This is a genomic window from Myroides sp. C6-3 (assembly GCF_050522425.1).
Taxonomy (GTDB): Bacteria; Bacteroidota; Bacteroidia; order Flavobacteriales; family Flavobacteriaceae; genus Flavobacterium.
This window is the reverse complement of the sequence record NZ_JBMVQP010000008.1, coordinates 1-24,415: the sequence shown is the minus strand read 5'-3', so window position 1 is coordinate 24,415 and position 24,415 is coordinate 1. Positions and strand designations below refer to the sequence as shown.

Annotated in this window: 20 protein-coding genes and 2 tRNA genes; 14 read left to right on the top strand and 8 right to left on the bottom strand. The window is 36.4% G+C overall.

Features of this window, described 5'->3' with window-relative positions; all coding sequences use genetic code 11:
• Positions 1–19: 19 nt before the first annotated feature.
• From ACPDG9_RS05020 to ACPDG9_RS04985, 8 genes are all read left to right on the top strand, one after another.
• On the top strand, positions 20–1,102 hold the full coding sequence (locus ACPDG9_RS05020; protein ID WP_430526665.1) for an efflux RND transporter periplasmic adaptor subunit: 1,083 nt from the start codon (positions 20–22) through the stop codon (positions 1,100–1,102).
• A 10-nt stretch (positions 1,103–1,112) separates the two neighbouring features.
• Entirely contained in the window at positions 1,113–1,643 is a 531-nt protein-coding gene (locus ACPDG9_RS05015) for a TlpA family protein disulfide reductase (protein WP_430526664.1), read from the top strand.
• Between the two features lie 296 nt (positions 1,644–1,939).
• Positions 1,940–2,287, top strand: a complete 348-nt coding sequence (locus ACPDG9_RS05010; protein WP_430526663.1) for an SdpI family protein — start codon at positions 1,940–1,942, stop codon at positions 2,285–2,287.
• A 539-nt stretch (positions 2,288–2,826) separates the two neighbouring features.
• The gene (locus ACPDG9_RS05005; RefSeq protein WP_430526662.1) at positions 2,827–3,108 is read left to right on the top strand and encodes a DUF2089 family protein; all 282 of its coding nucleotides are present in this window, start codon (positions 2,827–2,829) and stop codon (positions 3,106–3,108) included.
• Between the two features lie 36 nt (positions 3,109–3,144).
• Positions 3,145–3,726 (top strand): hypothetical protein, encoded by a 582-nt coding sequence (locus tag ACPDG9_RS05000; protein WP_430526661.1) that lies wholly within the window; start codon positions 3,145–3,147, stop codon positions 3,724–3,726.
• Positions 3,727–3,736: 10 nt separating this feature from the next.
• A complete protein-coding gene (locus tag ACPDG9_RS04995) occupies positions 3,737–4,315 on the top strand; it encodes a hypothetical protein (protein WP_430526660.1) in 579 nt (192 codons plus the stop codon).
• A 1-nt stretch (position 4,316) separates the two neighbouring features.
• The gene (locus ACPDG9_RS04990) at positions 4,317–5,264 is read left to right on the top strand and encodes an alpha/beta hydrolase (RefSeq protein ID WP_430526659.1); all 948 of its coding nucleotides are present in this window, start codon (positions 4,317–4,319) and stop codon (positions 5,262–5,264) included.
• A gap of 6 nt (positions 5,265–5,270) precedes the next feature.
• On the top strand, positions 5,271–5,603 hold the full coding sequence (locus ACPDG9_RS04985; RefSeq protein WP_430526658.1) for an SdpI family protein: 333 nt from the start codon (positions 5,271–5,273) through the stop codon (positions 5,601–5,603).
• A gap of 24 nt (positions 5,604–5,627) precedes the next feature.
• On the opposite strand, the gene ACPDG9_RS04980 is transcribed toward ACPDG9_RS04985, so the two are convergent.
• Positions 5,628–7,826, bottom strand: a complete 2,199-nt coding sequence (locus tag ACPDG9_RS04980) for a B12-binding domain-containing radical SAM protein (protein ID WP_430526657.1) — start codon at positions 7,824–7,826, stop codon at positions 5,628–5,630.
• A 136-nt stretch (positions 7,827–7,962) separates the two neighbouring features.
• Here ACPDG9_RS04980 and ACPDG9_RS04975 point away from each other — a divergent pair, with 136 nt between their 5' ends.
• Entirely contained in the window at positions 7,963–9,867 is a 1,905-nt protein-coding gene (locus ACPDG9_RS04975) for a gliding motility-associated C-terminal domain-containing protein (protein WP_430526656.1), read from the top strand.
• Between the two features lie 102 nt (positions 9,868–9,969).
• Positions 9,970–11,559 carry a bacillithiol biosynthesis cysteine-adding enzyme BshC gene (gene bshC, locus ACPDG9_RS04970; RefSeq protein WP_430526655.1) on the top strand — a complete coding sequence of 530 codons (1,590 nt, stop codon included), beginning with the start codon at positions 9,970–9,972 and terminating at the stop codon, positions 11,557–11,559.
• A 39-nt stretch (positions 11,560–11,598) separates the two neighbouring features.
• On the opposite strand, the gene ACPDG9_RS04965 is transcribed toward bshC, so the two are convergent.
• From ACPDG9_RS04965 to porU, 5 genes are all read right to left on the bottom strand, one after another.
• Positions 11,599–12,018 carry a GNAT family N-acetyltransferase gene (locus ACPDG9_RS04965; protein WP_430526654.1) on the bottom strand — a complete coding sequence of 140 codons (420 nt, stop codon included), beginning with the start codon at positions 12,016–12,018 and terminating at the stop codon, positions 11,599–11,601.
• 208 nt (positions 12,019–12,226) lie between these two features.
• The gene (locus ACPDG9_RS04960; RefSeq protein ID WP_430526653.1) at positions 12,227–13,618 is read right to left on the bottom strand and encodes a hemolysin family protein; all 1,392 of its coding nucleotides are present in this window, start codon (positions 13,616–13,618) and stop codon (positions 12,227–12,229) included.
• A 219-nt stretch (positions 13,619–13,837) separates the two neighbouring features.
• Positions 13,838–14,320 (bottom strand): cytidine deaminase, encoded by a 483-nt coding sequence (locus tag ACPDG9_RS04955; protein WP_430526652.1) that lies wholly within the window; start codon positions 14,318–14,320, stop codon positions 13,838–13,840.
• Between the two features lie 85 nt (positions 14,321–14,405).
• Positions 14,406–15,548: a type IX secretion system outer membrane channel protein PorV gene (porV, locus tag ACPDG9_RS04950; protein WP_430526651.1), complete on the bottom strand. Its 1,143-nt coding sequence runs from the start codon at positions 15,546–15,548 to the stop codon at positions 14,406–14,408.
• A 39-nt stretch (positions 15,549–15,587) separates the two neighbouring features.
• Entirely contained in the window at positions 15,588–19,436 is a 3,849-nt protein-coding gene (gene porU, locus ACPDG9_RS04945) for a type IX secretion system sortase PorU (protein WP_430526650.1), read from the bottom strand.
• Positions 19,437–19,641: 205 nt separating this feature from the next.
• Here porU and gldJ point away from each other — a divergent pair, with 205 nt between their 5' ends.
• The 4 genes from gldJ to ACPDG9_RS04925 all read left to right on the top strand — a co-directional run bounded on the left by gldJ (position 19,642) and on the right by ACPDG9_RS04925 (position 23,667).
• The gene (gene gldJ, locus ACPDG9_RS04940) at positions 19,642–21,171 is read left to right on the top strand and encodes a gliding motility lipoprotein GldJ (protein WP_430526649.1); all 1,530 of its coding nucleotides are present in this window, start codon (positions 19,642–19,644) and stop codon (positions 21,169–21,171) included.
• 69 nt (positions 21,172–21,240) lie between these two features.
• Positions 21,241–22,545, top strand: coding sequence for a UDP-N-acetylmuramoyl-tripeptide--D-alanyl-D-alanine ligase (locus ACPDG9_RS04935; protein WP_430526648.1), 1,305 nt, complete (start codon positions 21,241–21,243; stop codon positions 22,543–22,545).
• 56 nt (positions 22,546–22,601) lie between these two features.
• Positions 22,602–23,069: an NUDIX domain-containing protein gene (locus ACPDG9_RS04930; RefSeq protein ID WP_430526647.1), complete on the top strand. Its 468-nt coding sequence runs from the start codon at positions 22,602–22,604 to the stop codon at positions 23,067–23,069.
• Between the two features lie 103 nt (positions 23,070–23,172).
• Entirely contained in the window at positions 23,173–23,667 is a 495-nt protein-coding gene (locus ACPDG9_RS04925) for a hypothetical protein (protein WP_430526646.1), read from the top strand.
• A 500-nt stretch (positions 23,668–24,167) separates the two neighbouring features.
• Here the strand turns inward: ACPDG9_RS04925 and ACPDG9_RS04920 are convergent.
• Positions 24,168–24,249: transfer RNA gene (locus ACPDG9_RS04920), tRNA-Leu, on the bottom strand.
• A gap of 94 nt (positions 24,250–24,343) precedes the next feature.
• Positions 24,344–24,415 (bottom strand) — tRNA-Lys (locus ACPDG9_RS04915).

Genomic DNA, 24,415 nt, shown 5'->3' with positions numbered 1-24,415 from the left:
GATTTTTAATACCTTCATTATGAAACGATATTTTATTTTATCTATCGCTCTATTCGGAACTGCTCTTTTTGCAACGGCATGTAAAGAGCAAGTTACTGCAGAACCAACGGATTCAAAACCTCTTGCGTCCATCGATTTAAGCACTACAGCTTTGCAAGCGTTAAATCCAATCTATACCCTAACTGTACCCGGAGAAATAAAACCATACGAACAGGTAGCTTTGTATGCCAAAGTGAGTGGTTTTATAAAACACTTATATGTGGAACGCGGGGACTATGTCAAAAAAGGACAATTACTCGCTCTTTTAGAAGCGCCAGAAATGAATCAACGCGCGTTATCTGATCGATCCATTCAAGACAAAGCTCACAGCGACTACCTCTTAGCTAAGCAAATATACGATCGCTTAGTAGAAGCCGCTAAAACAACAGGTGCAGTAGCTCAAGTAGAATTAGATCGCGCACAAAGTAGCATGCAAAGTGCTAAATCAGCTTTTGAATCCGCTAAAGCGAGTACAGCACAATCACATCAATTACAGGATTATTTGCGTATTGTAGCTCCTTTTGACGGAATTATCACCCGACGCAATTTGTCCGCAGGTTCACTTGTGGGAGGAGCAGCAAATACCCCAATTTTTGAAATGGCACAAAACGACAAATTGCGTTTGACTTTGTCTATTCCAGAAAAACACGCAGGTGCAATCCCAGAAGCGACTACAGCAACTTTTAGCCTTAGTGCTTATCCAGGTGAATCTTTTACGGCTCAACTCTCTAGAACATCCGGCGTTTTAAATCAACAAGACCGCTCCTTAACGCTAGAATTTGACATCGCTAACAAAGACAAAAAATTGCAAGGAGGAGACTATGCCCAAGTACAGCTAAACCTTCAACGCAAACAACCCACGCTTTGGGTAGCGACAAAAAGTATCCTCAATACGCAATCAGGCAATTTTGTCATTACCAAAAAAGCAGATAATAGCCTCCTGCGTGTACCGGTAGAACTCGGTGTTCAACAGGATACACTCACTGAAATATTTGGAGCACTTCAGCCAACTGATTTAGTGATCAACAAGCCTTCTGAAGAAATGAAAAACACAAAAAAATAATTTTAAAACTATGCAATTCTATCAAAACATCAGACAACGTCTTGTTGGGATAGCTTTAGCTATCACTTTGGGTATAGGTACTTCAACTGCTGTATCTGCCCAACAAAAACAAGCAGCAACCGTCAATACTCAAACAACAGATGCCGTATTTTTCGATGCTAATGGAACTAAAGTTTCTTTGAGTTCTCTACAGGGAAAGGTCGTATTTGTCAACTTTTGGGCTACTTGGTGCCCACCTTGTATCAAAGAAATGCCATCTATTCAGACATTAAAAAACAAAATGAAGGGCAAAGATGTTGTCTTTCTCCTCGTCGATATCGATGGTAAATATGATAAAGCGAAAGCCTTTATGGATAAACGAAATTTAGATCTACCGATCTATACCCCTGCTCAAACCATATCAAGTACCTATTTAGGTTCTTCTATACCAACAACTGTAATTTTTGATAAAAAAGGCAATATGATTCAACGTATCGTAGGTGGCGTTGACTTCGCTTCTGAGGAAGTAGAAAAATTCATGAACCAAGTTCTGAACCTGTAAATTAATTGTTTTCAAATAGTTATAATAAAGCTCACTTTTTAAGAAGTGGGCTTTTTTTATGGAGTAATAATTCCTTTTTTTACAACAGACAAAAATAATTTCAATACAAAATACTCGATTTTATTGAAATAACAATAATAAAACCAACACTAAACTTAAAGCAAAAGAAAATAAACCTTCTTATTCCTTAAAATAGTAAAAAACAAATAATTCTTTCTTTTCACATTCAAATATTAAGTTTAAGTTAATTTTTTGTTTATTTTAGCAAATACCAAACAACACAAAAACTACTACACATGACTATTCTATATTTATTCCCTGTCCTATTAGGTATAATAGGCTTACTAAATTTGCTTTTTCATACAAAACAAATACATCTTATTGGATATAGAAGTCACAATGCAATCAAAGACGATAAGCATTGGCGCGTTGCACAGCGAACGAGTAGCTCATCGTTGTTAGCTGCAAGTTCATTCTTAATCTGTTTGAATTATACCTTGACTCAGCTTGAGTACGCTATACAAACACAACAAGCAATCATGATCACAGCGAATATCTTCTGTGTACTTTATACAATTGTGCATACGGAATCTGTATTAGAGAAATTAAATCAGAAAATCAATCAAAACTATATTCAAAAATAATTTCAATTATTATTATTTCTTCCTCTTTCTTGTGCTAACGATTACAACAGCCAAAAAAACATTTACTTTGCTTTAAATCACTACTACTATATTAGGCAAGAAAGAGGTTTTTTATAAATAATATTATTTTACTTATGTAAAAAAGGTATGGATTACTTGTAATTCATACCTTTTTTTGTAAAAAGGACGGTTGTTGTTCGTTGAGAGACGTTATTTCAGATCAGCTGCAAAAGTTAGGGAGAGTAACAATATTTTATTACAGTTAAGTCTTCGGTTCGTATGTCACCTCGACGTAGGAGAAATCGAAGCGTAGTGCAAATCGGAGCGAAGCGTAGATTCATCGAACTCAATAAACGAAAACTGATTTAGGGGATGCGACCTATCTCATTAGGTTTATATTTTATTTTGGAGTTCGATAAATCTTCACTACGTTTCAATTTTCGCTGAACTCCAATTTCCTCTTTCTTCTCTCTTTTAAATAAAAAATATTGATATTAAAATAAATTTTATTAAATTTGACTTATATAAAATTAAACAATTTGAAAACAAAACACAAATTACCTACCCATTGTCCGAGTTGTGCAAACAAATTACACGTTACCCAACTTGCCTGTGAAAATTGTGAGACAAGCGTAGGCGGGCAATTTAATTTGCCTTTACTTTCTCAACTAACACAAGAGGAACAGGATTTTATTTTGCAGTTTTTTCTATACAGTGGAAGTTTAAAACAAATGGCTCAACAGATGAATATTAGTTATCCGACTGTACGAAACAAACTAGATGATATGATCGAACACATCAAAAAACTACAAAACCTATAACCAAGTCAACCAACCTTTAACACAACACCAACCTTTATGAAAAATACTTTTACTCGACCATTCGAAACGATTCAAGAAAGACAACTCTTTATCATTGGTATAGTAATCCTTCTAGTTGCTTCGACTATTGCTTATTTTACTAACACTCGATTCGATGGGGTATTAGACGTACACTTCACCAGTACCATCAAGTGGTATCAACCGTTTATAGACAATGGAATCAATACACTATGTTTAGCCGTATTTTTATTTCTACTTTCGCGTTTTTTACCAACTAAAGCACGCTTTATCGATATTCTAAACGTAGCACTTATTTGTAGAATTCCCCTTTATTTTGCACCGTTAACAAACATTGGAAACATCAATCAAGAAACATCAGAGTTCCTCATCGATAATATACACAATCCGTCAGTGCTAAATGAACTGCCTGTATTCAATATTGCTATACTTGTACTAGGGGGATTAGTTACTTTATTAGCCTTAGTTCTCATGGGATTCTTACTTTATAGGGGTTACAAAAATGCAACCAACGCCAAACAAGCTTCTCATCATGTTTTACTTCTTGTTGTGGTTATACTAGCTGAGATGGGATCTAAACTGCTTGTATATTTATACTAACCATTAGAAAATGAAAAAACTCATACTGCAACCTTTTGTATATGCGCAGGAAAAGCGACTACTACTTATTGGACTAAGTATGGCCTTTCTTGGCTGTTTACTGCAACTGACAAGGAATCTCCGTCTATTTTCCTCCTTACAGGTAAAGAGTGTAACTGTACCTCCTACGTTGTTACAGTCCATTTCCGATTTTGGAATTAGTGCGTTTGCCTTGACTTTAGCACTCTTTTTACTAGGCTATTACATCAATGAGAAAACGAGATTCATTGACATATTCAATACCGTACTCATCGCCAAAATAGCCTTATCTCCTTTACTGATTATTCCCCTTGATTATGTTATGGATCTTCTAATTAACCTAGAAGAACAAGTGAAAGAAGATCAGAAAATGGGCGGTGATTTTCTATTGATGTTTTTGCATATTACGTTAGGTGCTTTTATTGTTTTACTGTGTATCCTCTTTAGTCGTTATTTATATCAAGGGTTCAAGACAGCTACCCATCTAAAGAAAAAAGCACATCTCATTTTGTTTGCACTCTCAGTTTTACTGGTCGAATTATGTATTCCTTCTTTAACTAACTTATACTAATATGAAAGCCTTATTACACTTCTTTATCTATGTATTAACTACGTTAGGTGCTATACTAGGTTTTGCTCAAACTTCTCAAATAACAGAGGTTGCAATTGACACTCATTTACTTGGTGATTTATATACTTCTGCAGCTCAAAGCGACAACCTCGTAATCATCGTTCCTGGGTCTGGGCCAACGAATCGAAATGGAAATAGCTTTGCAGGATTAAAAATAAAAAGCAATTCTTATCAATTGCTAGCGAAAGCTTTGGTTGTGCAAGGTCTTGATGTATTTACTTATGACAAGCGTTTTATTACACAATTAAAATTAAATATTCCCATAAAAGAAGAAGAGGAACGATTTGAAGATGGGGTGAATGATTTAGCCTTACTTGTCGATCATTTTTCTACCACATATCCTAAAATTACGCTAGTAGGTCATAGTGAAGGTGCTTTAGTTGCCAATATCTTAGCCAATACATCAAACAAAGTAACCCAATACGTTGCCTTGCAAAGTCCTGGCGTAGCTGCAGATCAAATCATTTATGAACAAGTAGTCAAGCAACTACCGGCGTTAGGTGATCAGGTCAAACGAATCAATGCTTCTCTAAAAAAGGGACAACAAGTAGATGATGTTTTACCGATGCTATTGTCATTGTATCGCCCAAGTGTTCAACCATACTTAATTTCTTGGATGCAATATGATCCGTGTGTGGAGATACAAAAAATAAAACAACCGGTCTTGATTATTGATGGAGATAAAGATCTACAGGTTTCTTTAAGACAAGGAGATTTGTTGAGTCAAGCGAATCCAAAGGCTAAACGCGTGACCTTGCAAAACATGAATCACGTACTAAAACAACTAGATAAAGACGAAGATAACATGAAGAGTTATGGAGATCCTTCCTTTCCTTTACACCCTGAACTTGCGTCGACGATCGCAACTTTTATACAAACCGATAAGTAACTATTTATGTCAGATAACACACTTTTACCTTACTTTCTATTACCTGCCATTTACCTTATTATAGGTATAGTTATGCCATATTGTAAGCATATTGGACCAGTAGGCTACCGTACACCGCGAAGTATGAAGAACCAAGAAAATTGGGATTTCGCTCAAAAACTAAGTGGTCGATTGATGCTCAGTTTAGGTATGTTGATGCTCGCTAGCAATTTGCTATTCTACTTTGCGATCTTCCCCCATACGTATTACCAACCAACAGAAATGATTTTTGTTGCTGGAGGTTCCATCCTCGTTATTCTGTATACGGAAATTCGCTTATATCTATTCGAAAAGAAATAACCCTCAAACTAAAAGTTACTTTACTTACACCACAAGTAAAGCCATTTCACGCAATTGTTGTACTGGCTTTGAGTACCAAAACAGTTCAAAGTCAGTAGAACAAGTTGCTTCAAAACTCGTTTTCATCTCTTGGTACGTTTTAGTTTGCGTCGTGCCTCCTTTTAGCTCTTCAATAAAAGAGGCAAACCAATCTCCTTCTTCTCGATCCAAACTGATGGTAATTGTATCATTCTTCGTATAAAAAATCAAGTTAACCATTTCAAAAACGTTTCCTTTTTTCTTTTTCTCGAAGTATTCTTTATAGGGATAGGTACCCAACCAAATGATTTTTTGATTTCCTCTATACGTTGGGAACAACTCGTTTTCTAGACAAGATACAATATAATCTGGGCGAATAGAGGTACGAGGTACTTTGAAGTCGAACCATTCATTGAGTGGCCAATCCAAACACATGCCATGCATAAAATTAAACAACGACTTCTTTAATCCGAAGGAAAACTTGTCGTGAATCGCTCCGTTCATTTCAACATGGGGTACATCGTTATTAGCAAAAGCACTTGTTTCTTGTTTCTGTGCAATAACCTTATACTCCTCTGGGTTCATTCCCACGGGAGAATGTGCAGTCATTGCAAATTGATGCCAAAAACCAGATTGCATAATACCTGCTTCAAACAATTGGCGTACCATTTCCAAACTGTCAATTGTTTCTTGAGCCGTTTGTGTCGGAAAACCATACATTAAATACGCATGTACTAAGATGCCCGCTTCCGTAAAATTTCGGTTAACACGAGCCACTTGCTCTACTGTAACTCCTTTTTCAATCAGTTTGAGTAAACGATCAGAAGCTACTTCTAATCCACCTGATACAGCAATACAGCCAGAAGCCTTTAACAACAAGCACAAATCGCGGGTAAAACTTTTCTCAAAGCGGATATTCGTCCACCAAGAAACTGTGATTTTTCGGCGAATAATTTCCAACGCCACCTCTCGCATTAAGGCTGGTGGAGCAGCTTCATCGACAAAGTGAAATCCCGTTTCACCTGTTTGTTCAATCAGCGTTTCCATGCGATCGACAATTAATTTGGCTGCAACAGGTTCATACACTTTAATATAATCTAAACTGATATCACAAAACGTACATTTCCCCCAATAACAACCATGTGCCATGGTTAATTTATTCCAACGTCCGTCACTCCACATACGATGCATAGGATTGACTACTTCAATCACTGAAATATAATCATTGAGTTTAAGATCTGTATAATCTGGTGTACCTACCTCTGCTTGTTTATAATCGCGCTTTAATGGATTATTGATATAAACCACTTCACCATTTGCACACACAAAAGTTCGCTTTAACTCGGCTTGGGAGATTTTCCCTTCCACATGTAGAATTAAATTTTCTAGCGGCGCCTCACCGTCATCCAACGTAATAAAATCGAAAAACTCAAAAACTCTTGCATCACTTAAAGAACGCAATTCTGTGTTGGGGTATCCACCCCCCATAGTAATCTTTATTGCTGGATGATTTTTTCTGATCCATTGTGCACAGCGAAAAGCACTGTATAAGTTCCCTGGAAACGGTACGGAAAATCCTACAATTTTGGGATTTGAATGCGCTATAATTGGAGCTAAAAGCTCAAGAGTCAGTTCATCAATAAACGTCAACGGTTGTTGCAATGATTCATACAATTCGTCAAACGTATGAGCCGATCGCCCCAATCGCTCCGCATAACGACTAAAACCAAAATGAGGATCAATTGTATCGACAATTAAATCGGCAATATCCTCTAAATACAACGTTGCTAAATGCTTGGCTTGATCTTGAATTCCCATAGAGCCAAAGGCCCATTCCAATTCTTCCAGTTGATCAAATCGAGAGGCCCTTGGTAGGAAATCCTCCTTGATAATGGTATGAGCAAAAGTGGGATTTTTCCCTTGCAAAAACTTAATTACAGCATCAATCGTTGCAATATACTCTGTTTCTAAAGCTAACATACGATGTGTATTGCCATTCACTTCTTGTACAACCGCATGAATGTGATCGAACAAACGCGTTAATCCCTCTTTGCTAAACAAGCGCAAAATAACTTCAATCCCCAAATCACTGTGGTAGCTGGAGATATTTAGCGTATTCAAAAAACCCTTAATATAAGCAGTTGCAGGATAAGGTGTATTCAACTGGGTAAAGGGCGGAGTAAATAAAGTAATGGTCGTTTGCACGGTACAGAATTTGAAAAAACAAAATTACCTACAATTTATCAGTATAAATAATAATTTAAAAAAATTTGATTCAAATGCTAATTTTAAGTTAAAATTAAATTATATTTACTATTCGATCGTTTAAAATAAAATTTATATGAGAAATTTTTATCTGCTTATATTATTAATTTGCTCTAATTTAATATATTCTCAAAGAATAAATCCAGAAGATGTTATTCTCATTTGTTCAAATCAACAAATTGTAGGAGAAACACCACAGAATACGAGCTATAACGATTTACTAACACCGTGTAGTGGTCCTTTTAGTCCATTGACTAGCTCCCTTGCTCTCTTTTTTGTAGAGATTGAATCTGGTAGTACCTTTACATTTACAATCAGTCCTGAAGGACCGGTGGACTATGATTTTGCATCTTGGCAAAATCCCGATTTTGAAAACCTTGGTCCTGGTGATCGCGGATCTCAAAATGATGGAGTAAACACCCAATTATACGATATCGGTTTATCCCTAACGGAGACCCTTTTATGCGAGGCCCCAGGGGTTCGACCAGGCACAGGAGCAGCAACGGTACCGGGCTTTGTTCGCTACTATGACGTTCAACCTGGAGATGGAATCCTGATTGCGATCAATCGATGGTCACCTGAAGACTCAGGATTCACTTTATCCTTTGGTGGTGATGCCGTATTAAACTGTGATATTTTAGGAAAAACCTATGAAAAATGTGATATAAACTACGATAAAAAGGAACTTTTTGATCTTGAGTCAATCAAACGTGAAATCAACAATATCAACAATACATTTGTCATTGATTTTTTTGAATCTATTGATGATGCACGAGATAGACTCGCAACAAATATATTGCCTTCTCCTTTTGAAGTAACTGTTGAAGATAGTCCCAAGAAAATTTATGCGCGTTTTAAAAGAGACAATGGTTTATATGTAAAAACGATAGAAATTACTTTAATTGCTAATGAAGAGCCAAAAGTACCTGAAGAAGAATTGAAATATGCTTTGTGTTTTACCGAAATTAAAAACAACAAAAAGGTAGCTACATTTGATTTAACCAAATTTGAATCTCGACTACAAGAAGGGCATATTAATCCTATTTCATTTACCTACTTCGAGGCCGTTGAAGGAGTACCCACAGTCATAAATACACCTAAAAATTACACCACAGATGGCAAAAAAATAACCCTTCATATGAACATTAATGGCAAATGCCCCGTGGAAATACCGATTCATTTAGTTGTAAATGACTTAGGTATCACTTCAACTGCATTTACCTATTCAGAATTTTGCGGAATAGAATCTAATACGGGGATTGTATATAATTTAGAACAAACGATTTCTACTTTATTACAGCAAAAAGACAAAGAGAAATACAAAGTACAATTTTTTACAAGTCTTGTTGATGCAGAACAAAATAGCAATGAAATTGAAGATCCTTCAGCCTACTTAGTTGACTATAATGAGGATCGGGTAATCACAGTAAAAATCAGTGATGTAAATGAATGTTTTGTTTTTTCCGAAATTCGCTTACACTCAATTCCCCGATTTAGAATAGAAAATCAGCTCAACACTGAATGCGAACCTTATAGATTACCAGATTTACCAGAAGGTTATGCCTATTATTTAGAAGCAAATGGTCAAGGAAAAACACTCGAAGCAAATACGGCTGAAAGTACTTTCTATGGACCAAAAACAATTTACATTCACGCTACAAAGCCCTACGATGCACCGGAGTTAAACACTTGTGCTTTTGAAAATAGTTTTACCATCACCACCGAAGGTTGTTTCATTCCGAAGGGAATTTCGCCTAATGGAGATCAAATCAATGATGTATGGGATTTAACTCCCTATGGCGTAGTGAACCTAAAGATCTTTAATCGATATGGTATTGAAGTATACAAGAAAACCGGAGGATATACCAAAGAATGGCAAGGACAGTCCAATGGAAATAAAAAGCTACCAAGTGGAACGTACTGGTATTACTTTGAAGGACTTACCGGAGTTTATACCGGTTGGATTGAATTAATATATTAATATTTGAAATAAAACCGTATTTTTACTATACTTAAAAAGTTTTACTATCCTTTTAGTAAAACTTTTTTTTTAAAACAAACTTTATAATTGACCTAGTGTCTTATGACTATACCTACTATTACATTTCAAAATTCCGGTTATTTTTCTAAATTAATGGTTGATTACCTCAACCAAGAAGAAGATTTAAAACCGCTATATCACCTTTTTCCAACTTTGGAAAATTTTAAACCGCAGATACAAGCCAAACAACATCATTTTTCAAAAGAAAAACGCCGCGTGTTACACGATGCTTTGTTAGAGCAGTACACCAACCTTCAACCTTCACCAGCAACACAACAAAACATTGCGTTATTGCAAGACGATAATACCTTTACCATTACAACGGGGCATCAGCTCAATTTATTTACAGGTCCGCTGTATTTTCTCTACAAAATTGTTTCGACCATTAATCTTACTGTTACCTTAAAACAACATTATCCCGATTACAATTTTGTACCTGTGTATTGGATGGCAACAGAAGATCATGATTTTGAAGAAATCAATCACTTCTACTTTCAAGATAAGAAGATTTGTTGGGATAGAGAAAGTACTGGTCCTGTCGGTCGATTGACTACCGCTGGATTAGAGCAAATTTTCGATGTATTCAAAGGTCAACTCAATGCTGGATTACACGCTAAAAAACTCAAAGTACTCTTTGAAACAAGTTATTTGAAACACGATAATTTAGCTGATGCAACGCGATACTTAGCAAATGCGTTATTCGAATCGCACGGACTCGTTATTGTAGACGGTGATCATCCACAATTAAAAAAAGTATTTGCTCCCTCGATCCAACAAGAATTGTTGCAACAAAATGCCATTCGTGAGGTTGAAAAATCATATGACATTTTACAGCGTTATTTTATACAAGTAACTCCTCGAGACATCAACTTGTTTTACATTCAGGATAAGCTGCGCGAGCGAATTATTTGGGAAGACAATTGTTATAAAATAAACAACACCTCTATCTCCTTTACAAAAGAAGAGATCTTAGCTGAACTAGAAAATCATCCCGAGAACTTTAGTCCAAATGTAATCTTACGTCCGTTATATCAAGAGACGATTTTACCCAACTTATGCTATATTGGAGGAGGAGGAGAACTGGCGTATTGGCTACAATTAAAATCTGTTTTCGATTTACATCAAGTGGACTTCCCAATGCTATTATTGCGAAATTCCGTTTTACTTGCCACCGAAAAACAGGTTAAAAAAATGGAAAAACTACAGCTTTCATGGTCAGATATGTTCACTTCGGCCGAGGAATTACTGCACCGTAAATCCATCGAGTTTTCTGATGTTTCTTTTGATTTCAAAGTGCAACGCCAGGTATTACAAGAACAATTCGATACATTAAGGGACATCGCCAAACAAACCGACGCATCCTTTATTGGAGCTGTTAATGCACAAGAGAAAAAGCAAATCAAGGGACTTGATCATTTAGAAAAGCGCTTGCTAAAAGCAGAAAAGAAAAAAAACAAAGCTATACTAGACCGCATTATGGCGATTCAACTAGAGCTCTTTCCTCAGCATAGCTTACAAGAGCGCTATTTCAATTTTGCTCAATTTTATCAAGAAGCAGGAGATGATTTATTGCACAAACTGTTTCAACAGCTACAACCTTTAGAACAAAATTTCGACATTATCGAGTTATAACACAAAAGGAGCGAATATAACTCGCTCCTTTTCTATTTTTTACTGCTTCTTTGTGTAGCCCATTCCCCGTGAAGCAGGCCAAACTTCTTTAAATCCATATTGTTCATACAAACGATAAGCTTCTCCATCGGCAATCAGATTAATATAACATGACACGGGAATATTCGCTTGAATAAATTCGTCTAATTTACGCATGATGAGTTTACCTAATCCTTGCTTTTGGTGTTCTGGCAACACGCAAATATCCACAATTTGACAGTGACAAGCGCCATCTCCTACTAAGCGTCCCATCCCAATTACTTCACTGCTCTTTTCCGTATCAACAATAACCACACAACAAAGGGAATTGCGCAATCCGATCGTTGCCGCCTCGATTGTTTTGGGAGATAATCCTGATGCTACACGCAACTTACAATAGGTTTGCACATCGATCATTTGATAAAGGGCTTGGTATTTCATCTTACTATATGATTCTATTAAAGCCTGTAAGTACCGTCTTTTTTTTATTTCGACCAACTCCAATCCTCCTTTTTATTTGTTAATTCCTCTTTGTGAAATTTGTCAAATAAAAAAAACTGATCCTACTCAAAGTGAATTTCATTCGTCCTTATCTTTTTTTCAATAAAAAAGGCAACCACTTGGTTGCCTCTATATAGGTTATGTCATCTTAGGTTTGTGCTATATCCTCTAAATGCTCTTCTTTCAACGTCAATTGAACCTTTTCTACTGAGTTTCGATACATATTAACTACTTCTCCAGTATAGTGTTCTAAATCGATGATATCGCCTTCTTTTAACTCTTGATCTGGGCAGACTTCGCTGATTAATCCCGCTAACGTATCATAATGTTCACTTTCTTCAAATTTGAAAGGCAACCAACGATTGATATCAGAAATATTCGAGTGCGCATCTACCATGTACACCCCTTCTCCTGTAGAAACTACAATAGGTTCTTCATTGTCATACTCATCTTGGATTTCACCTACTAACTCTTCCAAAATATCTTCCATCGTCACAATACCTGTAAACTCACCAACCTCGTTGGTTGCTATTGCCATTTGCAAGTGCTTCGCTTGAAACTGTTTCAATACATTTTTAATCAATGCATTTTCTGAAATATAAATTGGCTCACGCATTAAAGAAGCAAGAGATACATCCTCTTTGTCCTTAATTATGGCTTTCATTAAATCTTTCGTATAAATCACACCTTTGATATCATCTAGGGAATCATCATATACTGGAAAACGAGAATAGCCTTCTGTAATAGCATAGTCGATGGCTTCTTTTACACTCGTATTGATTTCAATTGCTGAAACATTTTTACGCAGTGTTTGAATATTGTTTACACGTCTATCGTCAAAATCGAAAACATTTTGAATCAACAGGCGTTCTGTTTCTTCAATTGCACCACCTACTTGACTTTCGGTAATGATCATTTTCAATTCTTCTTCTGTATGTATATCAGAACCGTGGACGGGTGTGATACCGAACATGCGTAAAATACCATTCGCTAATCCATTCATCATCCAAATAATTGGTTTGAATACAAAATAAAATACGCGCAACGGCAAAGCGATAGAGAATGTTGTTTTTGTAGGGAAATGAATCGCGATTGATTTAGGTGCTAATTCACCAAATACAATATGCAAAATCGTAATAATAGCGAAGGCTATTGGAAATGAGATACTCTTAGCAACTGAATACCATTCTGGTCCAGTCATGCCGAATAAATCAAATACCTTCATAATAACAGGAGTCAATGAACTTTCTCCAACCCAACCTAATCCTAGTGAAGCTAAAGTGATCCCTAATTGCGTTGCCGCTAAATAAGCATCTAAATTTGTTACAATATTTTTTGCAACACCTGCTACCTTAGAGTTTAACTCCTGATGTACTTCAATCTGAGAAGATCTAACTTTTACGATTGCGAATTCCGCCGCAACGAAAAATCCATTTAGGAATACTAAGAATAACGTAAGCAATAACTTACCAATTGAAATTTCTTCGGATACAATAGTAGCGCTAGCTAATATTGTGATGATCTGGGGGTATGTGTCCATTTTATAAATTCAAAAGGTCCGCGTTCAATTTTTTAGGGACCTATAAGCGAAGTTTTAGTTTCATCGCCATTTCATATCAAAATTAATAATTTATTTGATATAATTTCAACGTTAACACTCGTTTTTTTTTCTACAAGCAATTAACTATGAATCAAGGAAGTAAATAGGCTCATTTTTGTAAATGATCACTTAGTACTTCCTCTTCTAACTTTGCTTTTATCACATTGATTTAGCATCAAAATGAAAGGGTAGCATATTCAGTAAAGAGGGAGAATAGCATACCATTCCTTCCGCTCCCATAAAAAACATCTCGATCGGTTGTTCTTGTTTCACTTCATATTCGAGAATACTCTGTCTACAAGCCCCACAAGGAGGAATCGGATGATTGGTTAATTTTAGATCAGAAGCAGCAGAAATAGCGATTTTCAAAATTCGCTTACCAGGGTGCAAAGCGCCGGCTTGAAAAATTGCGGTACGTTCTGCACATAATCCAGAAGGAAAGGCAGCATTTTCTTGATTAGAACCTAAGACAATCGTTCCGTCTTCTAAAAGCAACGCTGCACCTACTCGAAATTGAGAATAAGGAGCATAGGCGTTTTTTCTTATTTCAACCGCTTGGGCCATCAACGCTTGATCTTGTGTGTCTAAAGCAGACATCGATTCATATTCAATAAAGGTTGTTACAACTTCTACTTTCTTCATAACTCAAACAATTAGAGATAAAAAATCCAAACTCGTTTTTAGCTTCAACGGTTTGGATTTGTGTACAAATATACTACTTTTCTATTTATCCTTTGTGATACGTCTTTCTACCTAAGTCAAGACTCAATGAAAAACGCAAGGTATTTTCTAATGGATTATTAATTTTTGATGTCGAGAACAAGTAGGATAAATCTACTGTAATAGCACTGTATTTAAATCCAGCTCCAAGGGTAGCATATTGTCTAGCACCTTTGTTTTTATTCTCATTGAAATAACCCGCACGGAACGCGAATACATTGTCATACCAGTACTCTGCTCCAAATGACCAAGCGATTTCTTTCATTTCTTCGCTCATTCCTCCTGGTGCATCACCAAAGGATTTAAATACCCCTTTAAACCATCCTATATCATTGTATTTACGCATTTCTTCAGGATCTGTAATATTCTTTGGCGGCGTTGGCACCAATAGTTTATTAAATTCTGTTGTAATGGTCAACGTATTATAATCATCTAATATAAAATCAAAACCACCCCCTAATTTTAAATTTGCTGGTAAGAAATCTCCATTAGGTCGATCGCTATAACTAATTTTAGGTCCTAAGTTTTGCAAGTTAAAACCAAATCTCCAACGACCATCAAAATCCGTAAACGAAAGACGTTCAGACTGATATAACCCAGAGATATCTACAGCAAATGTACTTGCACTCCCCGTATCTCCATCCCCTGTTTCTGGTAATTTTAAGTTTGAGTTAATAAAACGCCCTGTAACGGCCATACCAAATTGTTCACTCAACTTCAAAGCGTAAGAAGCGTCAATAGCAAATTCACTAGGTTTATACGTCGATCCGATACTATTAAAATCTTGCCTATATGTTACCTCACCCATTCCAAAATAACGGAAGCCAATACCAAAGGCACTTCTTTCATTATACTTGTTGTAGTAATTTAACTGAGCAAGTGACATATCACTTGATATCTTAGACATATAAGGGGTATAACTCAGCGCTACACCTTGGTCTTTTTTTGCAAAAGCGTATTTTGAAGCGTTATGTTGTTGTGAAAAAACATCTGTTGTAGTAGCAACTCCCATATCTCCCATACCTGCTGATCTCGCGTCAGCTGCGATTGTAAGAAACGGGACTCCTGTAGTAATCGGATGCATATCGGTCTGCGCATACAAGGCAGATCCACCAAGTATAGATAAAACTAATGCTGTAATATTTTTCATCCAGTTGTGTTTATAAAATTATACAAATATAATTGTTTCCTAAAGTATAACTAATTTTTCTATTTTTTCGACTTTTTTTCCAGTCTGGGTAGCACGCACAGTCATGCGATAAATATAAACCCCTTTTCCTATTCGATCGCCAAAATCATCGCGCCCATCCCATTGGATTTCTCGGCTTAAATTCCCTTCTGTGACAACCTGTTGATTGATTGTCTTTACAATTCGACCTGCAATTGTCATAATTTGAACTTGAACATCTAACGGTTCAAAAGGTCGGTTATGTGTAAACCAAAATTCTGTATAATTAACAAATGGGTTAGGGTAATTGAGTACATGCTCTATCTTTAGCGCTTCATCTTGTTGAACTAAAAACTGTAGTTCCGTAGTAGATAAATTATTGTACACATCCCATACCTTAAATTGAATCGTATGCAGTCCTGGTTCTACATCTTTTAATTGATAGGTTACCTTTCCCTTTCTAAAATTATCTACTTCTGTTTCGTAGTAGTCATTGAGTATAACAACCTGATCCTCTTTATCATCTATCGTTATTGAAATATCATGCCCAATACCACTTGCTGTATTAATTCCGCTCTCATCTTCTACAAACGCAAGAAAGATTGGATTATTGTTTGTCAATCCACCCGAAACAAAAGATTCACTATCCATGTATAGTCTAGCTAATGGTGGAGTTGTATCTTTAGGTGCATTTTCATTTAATCCTCCAATCACCAACTCCTCGTCACTTCCTGTATATTCAATTTCTTTGTTCGATGAGTAAAAACTCACTTTTCCTTTTCCTTCATTTAAACGAATATCTTTAGGCATGATAAAGTCAAAGGAGAATGCTCCATTCTTAACACTGGCATTTCCTCTAAAAACGACCTCTCCTAAAGTTTGAAAATCCAGGGTCATTACCCCTTCATTACTGGTTACATTATCATTTCCTAGTGTCTTCTTATCTAGGTATTTATCAAATATTTCAATCGCTAAATTTCCAGTAAATGACGGTACGAGGTTATTTTGCTCATCTTGTATTTCGCCTTTCATCTGCACATAATCGAGCGCTTTTACTGGTTGTTGTTGCGTCTGAACAACCGCTTCATCATTCACTGTAGTCAATACTACCTTTAATTGAGGTAGTGCAATTTTCAAGGCTGGATCTCCAATAAAAGAAACGACATTCTTATCTCTATTGGTATAGCGATTCTTAGTATGTCGAAGTGCATCAGCCATTGAATAAGTCGTAGGTTGCTCAAAAAACAAATCGGTAAACGTGCGATTCAAAAGTCGCCCTATCTCAATACCTATTTCGCGGGTTGTTCCAATTAAAGCGATGGCTCCACCTTTACTATTTAAATAGAGTACTTCTCCTCCACTGGTATAATTAGGATCGTCAAATCGACTAAACTCACACGTAATAATAGAAAAAACAGGGTACTTATTTTCATTGCTTAATCTCTTAGCATCTTCAATGGTAAACACGCGTTCTTGAGATAAGCCATCCTCTCCACCATGTCCTAAATAATTAACGAATAAAGCTCCTTTATCTATCGCGTCTAAGAAATCCCTTCTCGCTTGTGGATATCGATTTCCTCCTGCGGTTGTTTCTTGTACATAAGAATCTAAATAGATTTTATTCGCATTAAAAAACGGATTTCGAGCCGTAATTCGATTGACAATCGTATCTGTTTCTACCTGTAGTACATAATCAGACGCTTTATCCACATCATCAGCCATGGCAACAATATTGTTTTTCCATCTTCCTTTAGATTCATCCCCATAGTAGGCCTTGATTTTTTGCACGGCTTGATTGGCTTCGTCTATATTCTTTACCAACATACGCCCTACCGTTACGTCAATACCAAAAACCAAATTATACATATCCCCTTCTCCTTCATCCAATAGACCGTAGTAATCGTCAGACATAAAAGTCGTATACATCGAGAAGTTAGAATTGCTATTTTGTGCTTTTTTATTTTTACTCATCCCATAGTGCAACGGGACGACATTTGCATTTTGTTCCACGCGTTGTTTATAGTCATACGAACCTGTTCCCATGATATTTACATAGCGTAGTTCCTTTCCCTTCTGCTGCATATTTTCTGATACATATCGAACAAAATTTCGAATCGCCGCCCCATCTTGTTGACCAGAAGAAAACTCATTATACAACTGTTCTACCGATACAACCAAAGGATTTAATTTACTGTATTGACGGTGAAACTGTGCGAGTTGTTGAGCTGCGGGTACTAGGTCTTCACTAGTAAGGATAAGATAATCTACCGCAGCTTGGGCATGAACTATTCCTTTTAGATCTTGATTGCGCACTCGACTATTGCTTACCATCCTTGGCGTATAGTAATCTGCGGGTACCTCAACTTGATAGTACTGTGCCCTTCCACCTTGTGATTTAAAGCTAAAATTGGGGTGATTATTTACTGAAATAGCGCGGATCGCCGTAACATCTGTAACATCCCAAATGCGATTCACTTCAGTGGTACCCCTAAAATCCCAACGAACTACCCCCTCTATTGTTTTCGTCTTTGCGTTGGAAAAGCGATATTGCTTAGTTCCACCTTGTAGAGATCCTGTATATAGAAACTCAATATAATCTAAATAGCCAGTTGAATTGGGTACTCCCCCATTTTGGTAGGTCAATTGTACTTCTGCCAATGGCGAACTCAAATACTCCTCCTTCTCTAAAAAACTCTCATATCCTTTCGTTGTAGCGCTTCGAATTGGAAAAAAAGAAACGCCGCCAACATGTCTATTGTTTAGAGTAAAAGAAAAAGACGTATTCCCATACGAACTCGAAGCTGTATTCACCCCAAAAGTAACTGGTAGATTCGTTTTTAAATGCAGTAATTCAAGCGTAAAATTCCGTTGATTAACCAAACCGAATTCTTCTCCAAACCACTTTCTTCCAAGTTTACCAATATTCACTAAATCTTGTTCATGAAAAACACGACCATCGAATTCTGTTAAGATTTCTACTTCTCTTGCTGTTGGTTGAACAAAATTTGAGATACGCAATCCTTGCTGTTGCCCATAAGTCAAAAAGTAGGTTGCTTCTTCTGCATATACATTTAGATTCGTCAAACTGTCATCACTCCATTGATCAACTCCTATTCCATAGAATAAAACATAATCGTCTGCTTGTAATCTTCCCTGTTCTTCTCCGTGTACATATATACTATTTTCTTGAAGATCTACTGGATAATCCGATTGATTAACCACAGGAAGCATTTGTCCACCAGCACCGTAAATCTGTATTGTGCGGGGATCAACCGTTTGAGGAACACCTAATTGGGTAAGAAAATTCCGATCTAACTTATAAATTCCCGTTTTTTGAATACCGAACTTGAACCAATTCCCTTGTTTGAGAACCGATTGGGTTGTTGTATTGCGCCCATTAGTAAAAGAACGCGACTGAACTGCTCCTGTAGTTGAGCGATTATCTATGTGATAAGCCAAACTTTTGACGCGTTTTAATCGACCATTTTCATAGACAATAGGCGAAAAATAAATAAAAGTTTGGGGCTGATTTGCACTATAGGCCGTTTTGATGTGAATCTTTACTTCCCCTTCATATATCTTTTTCTGGTCATTTGACAGCAAATTTCCATCTAAATCTTCGTAAGAAACATGTTCAATTCGTACATTATTAGTAAAAGCAATTGGAATATTTACTTCTTGAAAGGAATAAATTAACTTATTATTAACATTTTCAAATGTTAAATTTTTATCTATTCGGGTCACATCAAAATCAGAAGAGAACAACGCCTGCTCTACTAATTTATTATCCCATTGAAACGTTAATCGTTTAGATTGAGAAAAAAGAGTAAAGCAAGTAAGAATCAGTAGTGTATTAATAATTAATTTCATATATATTTGCATGAGGAGGATTTGATCCTAGGCAAAAATAATTATTTTTTCCATACACAATACGCTTAAAAAAAAAGCGTTATTTAGGTAATCATAATCATTTTGAAACACAAAAATTAAGTTTTTTTTAAAATATTCACAGCAAGCATATTGCTAATTAATCGTTAATTCTTATATTGCGTCAAATTATTTACCCGTTTTTAACATGAAGATTAATAGACTTATGACTTTACAACTGGTTGCTGGCCTACTAGCTACAGTTGGTTTAACGAGTTGCAGTAACACAAATAATGGAGTTTCTTCTGCTACTGGTTGGAAAATAAATGATAAAAAAGGAGGCTTTCAGTACAACACGAATTTTGAACAGCAGAATCCTAAGGGTATGGTATCCATTGAAGGGGGTGCTTTTACAATGGGAAGAGTACAAGATGACATCATGGCTGATTGGAATAACAATCCTAAACAACAGTATGTCCAATCTTTTTATTTAGATGAAGCTGAAACAACTAACATTGCGTATAACGAATACTTATACTGGTTGAAAAGTGTTTTCCCTCCAACAAATCAAGTGTATGCAGAGATTTACAAAAGTGCATTACCTGACACGACAGTTTGGAGAAGTGGTTCTGGTTTCAATGAGACACTTATTTCTAGCTACTTAAGACACCCTGCTTATGCTAACTACCCTGTAGTTGGAGTAACATGGCTTCAAGCGAATGATTACGCTAAGTGGAGAACAGACCGTGTAAACGAGTTAACGTTAGAGCGAGCTGGATATCTTAAGAAAGATGCTAAAATTATGGAAGCTTATGCTGACGCACATTTTAGTACAGAAACGTATTTAGCAAATCCAGAAGCTGTATACGGAGGAAATAGCGATATCGTATACCGTGGAGTAAAGAATAAAGCTAAAGATGGTGAAAAAAATCTTTACGCTACAATGAACTACGGTCTTTTCACAGCTGAATACCGTCTACCAACTGAGGCAGAATGGGAATATGCAGCTATCGGAATGGCAGGAACAAGAGAATACAACAACTATCAAGGTAGAAAAACATATCCTTGGGAAAATCCTACAAAGAAAAAAGGAGCAAAAGGACGTAACAATACATTAAAATCTCAGTATGCTAACTTCAAACAAGGTCGTGGAGATTACGGAGGAATTGCAGGTTGGGCTACAGATAACGCTGACATTACTAATGCAGTGAAATCCTATGCTCCGAACGATTTCGGTCTTTATGATATGGCTGGTAACGTTGCAGAATGGGTAGCGGATGTTTATGATCCTCAAATCGATCAAATCGATACTGATTTCAACTTTTTCAAAGGTAACATCTATTACAAAAATCAAATTGGTCCTGATGGAAAACCGCAAATCGTAACAGACCAAACGGTACAATTTGACACTTTATCTAATGGACGTTTGAGACTTCGTAATTTACCTGGACAAGTAGCTCAAGTTTCTTATGATGCTGACACAAACGCAGTAATTGGAGAAGACGGAGAAGAAATGGTTCAAACTTCAGCTAAAAATAACAAAAACAACAAAGTTGCTAATATTTACAACGAGAAAAGTCGTGTAATTAAAGGTGGTTCTTGGAAAGACAGAGCATATTGGTTAGATCCAGCTACACGAAGATTCTATCCAGAAGATCAAGCAACAGACTATATCGGATTCCGTTTAGCTATGACTAAAGTGGGTCAAAAACAAGTAATCCGCAAAACGAAAAACTAATAGAGTATAACTTTATATTTCTTTTAAAAGTCCTAATTTTTATTAGGACTTTTTTTTTACTTTTGATTTATGAATATACAAGAATTATACAGCTGTTTCTTAGAAGCTAACGGCCTATCAATCGATACGAGAAATATTACACCTGATTGCCTTTTCTTCGCTTTAAAAGGCGAAAATTTTGACGCCAATGAATTTGCTCAAGAAGCCTTGAATAAAGGTGCGCGTTTTGTGATAATGGACAACCCTAAACTCCTAACAGATCGCGATAAGATGTTTCTTGTACCTAATACCCTACTTGCCCTGCAACAATTAGCCAATTACCACAGACAGCAGCTAGGACTTCCCATCATTGCCCTAACAGGTAGCAATGGAAAAACAACAACGAAAGAACTAATCAAATCTGTACTAGGTCAAAAATACAACGTCAAAGCAACACAAGGAAACTACAACAATCACATTGGAGTTCCGCTAACCTTACTCCAATTTGACGATGAAACAGATATCGGCATCGTTGAAATGGGGGCTAACCACCTCAACGAAATCGCTTTATTATGCACCATTGCACAACCCGATTATGGCTATATTACCAATTTTGGCAAAGCACACCTTGAAGGTTTTGGTGGATTTGAAGGAGTGATAAAAGGCAAAAGTGAACTATACGACTACTTAGAAGACAACCACAAAATGGCTTTTGTCAACGCTGATGACCCAAGACAAGACGCAAAAACCATGACCTTTTCTAGGTTTACCTTTGGCTCAAAAGAAACAGAGGCTAACGCAACAATAGAGGTCATCGAAAATACTGAGCTTGCAACAATACAAGCTGGAGACCAACGCATTACCTCTCATTTAACAGGAGCCTACAACGCAACAAACATGGCAGCTGCAGTAGCCATTGGGCAGTATTTTGGCGTGAGTGTAGCAGAAGCTAATCAAGCGATTCAAAATTACATACCGACGAACAATCGCTCCCAATGGATTAAACAAGCACCTTATACCATCTTACTAGATGCGTATAATGCCAATCCTTCAAGCATGGAGCTTTCGGTTGCTAATTTTAATCAATTAGCTGCTTCAACACCTAAAATTTACATTTTAGGCGATATGTTTGAGTTAGGTACAGCAAGTGAAAAAGAACACCTTAACATAGTCAAACAAGTAGAAGAAACACAACACGATCAAGCGTTCTTCATCGGAAGAGAATTTGGCAAGATCAAAGCATCATCCGCTTCAACCACAAGTGTATTCTATGACACACTTAATGATTTCTTTGCACAACATCCTGCAATGGAAGAATTTTTAGCCCATAAAACCGTTTTAATCAAAGGCTCAAGAGGAATGGCTTTAGAAAAAATCATTTCTTTTATATACTAATAGAAAGGCTGAACGATCATTCAGCCTTTTTTTTGTAATCCCCTAACAACAAAAAAATGCAAGAAAAAGTTTACCACAATGCAATACCTACCGTAGATATTGCTGTAATCCGAATCAACCCAGACCAAACCTATTTCCTTCTTTTAGGTAAAAAAGAACATGAACCCAAATGGCGTTTCGTTGGCGGATTTGTAGACGCTGATGACTCTAGCTATGAAACAGCGGCTGTAAGAGAGTTATTTGAAGAAACGAATATCTCAGCCGCTCCAGAAGAGATCGTGTATACAGGCTCCGCTAAAATAGACGATCCCCGCTACCGCAACCACAAGGACAAAATTATTACGCATCTCTATCTATTGGAAATCCCCTTCGCTACAAGTAATATCCAACCTAAAGACGACATCAAAGCACTACAATGGTTACCCTTAGCACAATTTTCAAAGGAAGATATCATGGAAGTACATCATCCAATTGTCGATTTGTTTGTTAGATTCATGGAAAGTAAATATGGAATCAAGCTGTAAAATTTGTATTTTGTGATGTTGTAAAATTGTCATGTTTATTTTTTGCTTCGTTCACCCAGCAAAAAAAGCAACGATCAAAACAAATAATTATACGCTTGTATCCATGAAAAAGTACACTTTATTACTATTATCCATTTCTCTACTTGCATGTAATCCAAAAACAGACATTGGCCAATACACAACATCAGAGAAATTAGAAATAAGTCAAGAACAGGACTCTATTATAAAAGATTATCTAATTGAAATTTCAAAAGAAAACGATTTAACAGTTAAGAAAATAGACTTACTTGAAAAGCTCCCCATAACTAGACATAATGTTGATTCGATAAGATTCAACTTAGGTCTTGCACAGGTGTTTTTTGGGGATGTTAAACACACCAAACACCAACCTACAGATTCTATAATAAAACAATTCAATGATCTGTTTAATATAAAGTTTCTTACTCAACAAGACACAGCATTACTGGGTAACATTTTCCTATTAAAAGTACAGCTTGACTTCAACGAAGAGACACAGGAAGAATATTTCCCGATTATTCTAGATGCTAATAATAGGATTCCAACCAACTTAAAAGATTTTCTAAAAGCAAAGGATTAACACCTTTAAGTAATGCGTCAAAAGCTACCAATCAACACAAAAAACTAAGCTACATGTCAAAAATCATCATTGAGCGCAGCTCATAATTTTCTAACAAAACTCGAAAATAGCGCTTTATCTAGGTGAAGAAAAAATTGGAACAATAAAAGATGGAGAAACAAAAGTACTCGAAATTCAACCGGGTCAGCATATGCTTACAGCAAAAATCGACTGGTGTAGATCCAATCATCTTCCGATAACCATAAATCAAGGCGAAATGTTGTTTTTCAACTTAAAAGGCACAAGCCCCTTTTTTGCGATTTATTACACAACGTTTGGAAAAAACAAGTATCTAAAATTAGAACCGAAACAATAAAGAAGAATAAAAACGCACTTAACATATAAACATGCATTGAAGAGGTTGAGTTGGTGAGAGGTTGAGACGAAATAACAATAACTCATAGCTGATCACTCATAACTAAAAAAAGCACAAATAACAGGTTGTTATTTGTGCTTTTTTGTGACCGGAATGGGACTCGAACCCATACGTCTTGCGACACCACCCCCTCAAGATGGCGAGTCTACCAATTCCTCCACCCGGCCTTGTGAATGGGTAAATATAATTCTTTTTCTACTTTCTTTCATCAAGAAATCGCTAAAGAATTAAAAAAAGCCATTCGATTAGGAATAGCTTTTGTGACCCGACTGGGGCTCGAACCCAGGACCCCAACATTAAAAGTGTTGTGCTCTACCAACTGAGCTATCGAGT

What these genes read in the sequence shown, in the direction of transcription:
- ACPDG9_RS05020 (WP_430526665.1), top strand. Translation starts at nt 20, where the DNA reads ATGAAACGATATTTTATTTTATCTATCGCTCTATTCGGAACTGCTCTT.
- ACPDG9_RS05015 (WP_430526664.1), top strand. Translation starts at nt 1,113, where the DNA reads ATGCAATTCTATCAAAACATCAGACAACGTCTTGTTGGGATAGCTTTA.
- ACPDG9_RS05010 (WP_430526663.1), top strand. Translation starts at nt 1,940, where the DNA reads ATGACTATTCTATATTTATTCCCTGTCCTATTAGGTATAATAGGCTTA.
- ACPDG9_RS05000 (WP_430526661.1), top strand. Translation starts at nt 3,145, where the DNA reads ATGAAAAATACTTTTACTCGACCATTCGAAACGATTCAAGAAAGACAA.
- ACPDG9_RS04995 (WP_430526660.1), top strand. Translation starts at nt 3,737, where the DNA reads ATGAAAAAACTCATACTGCAACCTTTTGTATATGCGCAGGAAAAGCGA.
- ACPDG9_RS04990 (WP_430526659.1), top strand. Translation starts at nt 4,317, where the DNA reads ATGAAAGCCTTATTACACTTCTTTATCTATGTATTAACTACGTTAGGT.
- ACPDG9_RS04985 (WP_430526658.1), top strand. Translation starts at nt 5,271, where the DNA reads ATGTCAGATAACACACTTTTACCTTACTTTCTATTACCTGCCATTTAC.
- ACPDG9_RS04975 (WP_430526656.1), top strand. Translation starts at nt 7,963, where the DNA reads ATGAGAAATTTTTATCTGCTTATATTATTAATTTGCTCTAATTTAATA.
- bshC (WP_430526655.1), top strand. Translation starts at nt 9,970, where the DNA reads ATGACTATACCTACTATTACATTTCAAAATTCCGGTTATTTTTCTAAA.
- ACPDG9_RS04965 (WP_430526654.1), bottom strand. Translation starts at nt 12,018, where the DNA reads ATGAAATACCAAGCCCTTTATCAAATGATCGATGTGCAAACCTATTGT.
- ACPDG9_RS04960 (WP_430526653.1), bottom strand. Translation starts at nt 13,618, where the DNA reads ATGGACACATACCCCCAGATCATCACAATATTAGCTAGCGCTACTATT.
- ACPDG9_RS04955 (WP_430526652.1), bottom strand. Translation starts at nt 14,320, where the DNA reads ATGAAGAAAGTAGAAGTTGTAACAACCTTTATTGAATATGAATCGATG.
- porV (WP_430526651.1), bottom strand. Translation starts at nt 15,548, where the DNA reads ATGAAAAATATTACAGCATTAGTTTTATCTATACTTGGTGGATCTGCC.
- porU (WP_430526650.1), bottom strand. Translation starts at nt 19,436, where the DNA reads ATGAAATTAATTATTAATACACTACTGATTCTTACTTGCTTTACTCTT.
- gldJ (WP_430526649.1), top strand. Translation starts at nt 19,642, where the DNA reads ATGAAGATTAATAGACTTATGACTTTACAACTGGTTGCTGGCCTACTA.
- ACPDG9_RS04935 (WP_430526648.1), top strand. Translation starts at nt 21,241, where the DNA reads ATGAATATACAAGAATTATACAGCTGTTTCTTAGAAGCTAACGGCCTA.
- ACPDG9_RS04930 (WP_430526647.1), top strand. Translation starts at nt 22,602, where the DNA reads ATGCAAGAAAAAGTTTACCACAATGCAATACCTACCGTAGATATTGCT.
- ACPDG9_RS04925 (WP_430526646.1), top strand. Translation starts at nt 23,173, where the DNA reads ATGAAAAAGTACACTTTATTACTATTATCCATTTCTCTACTTGCATGT.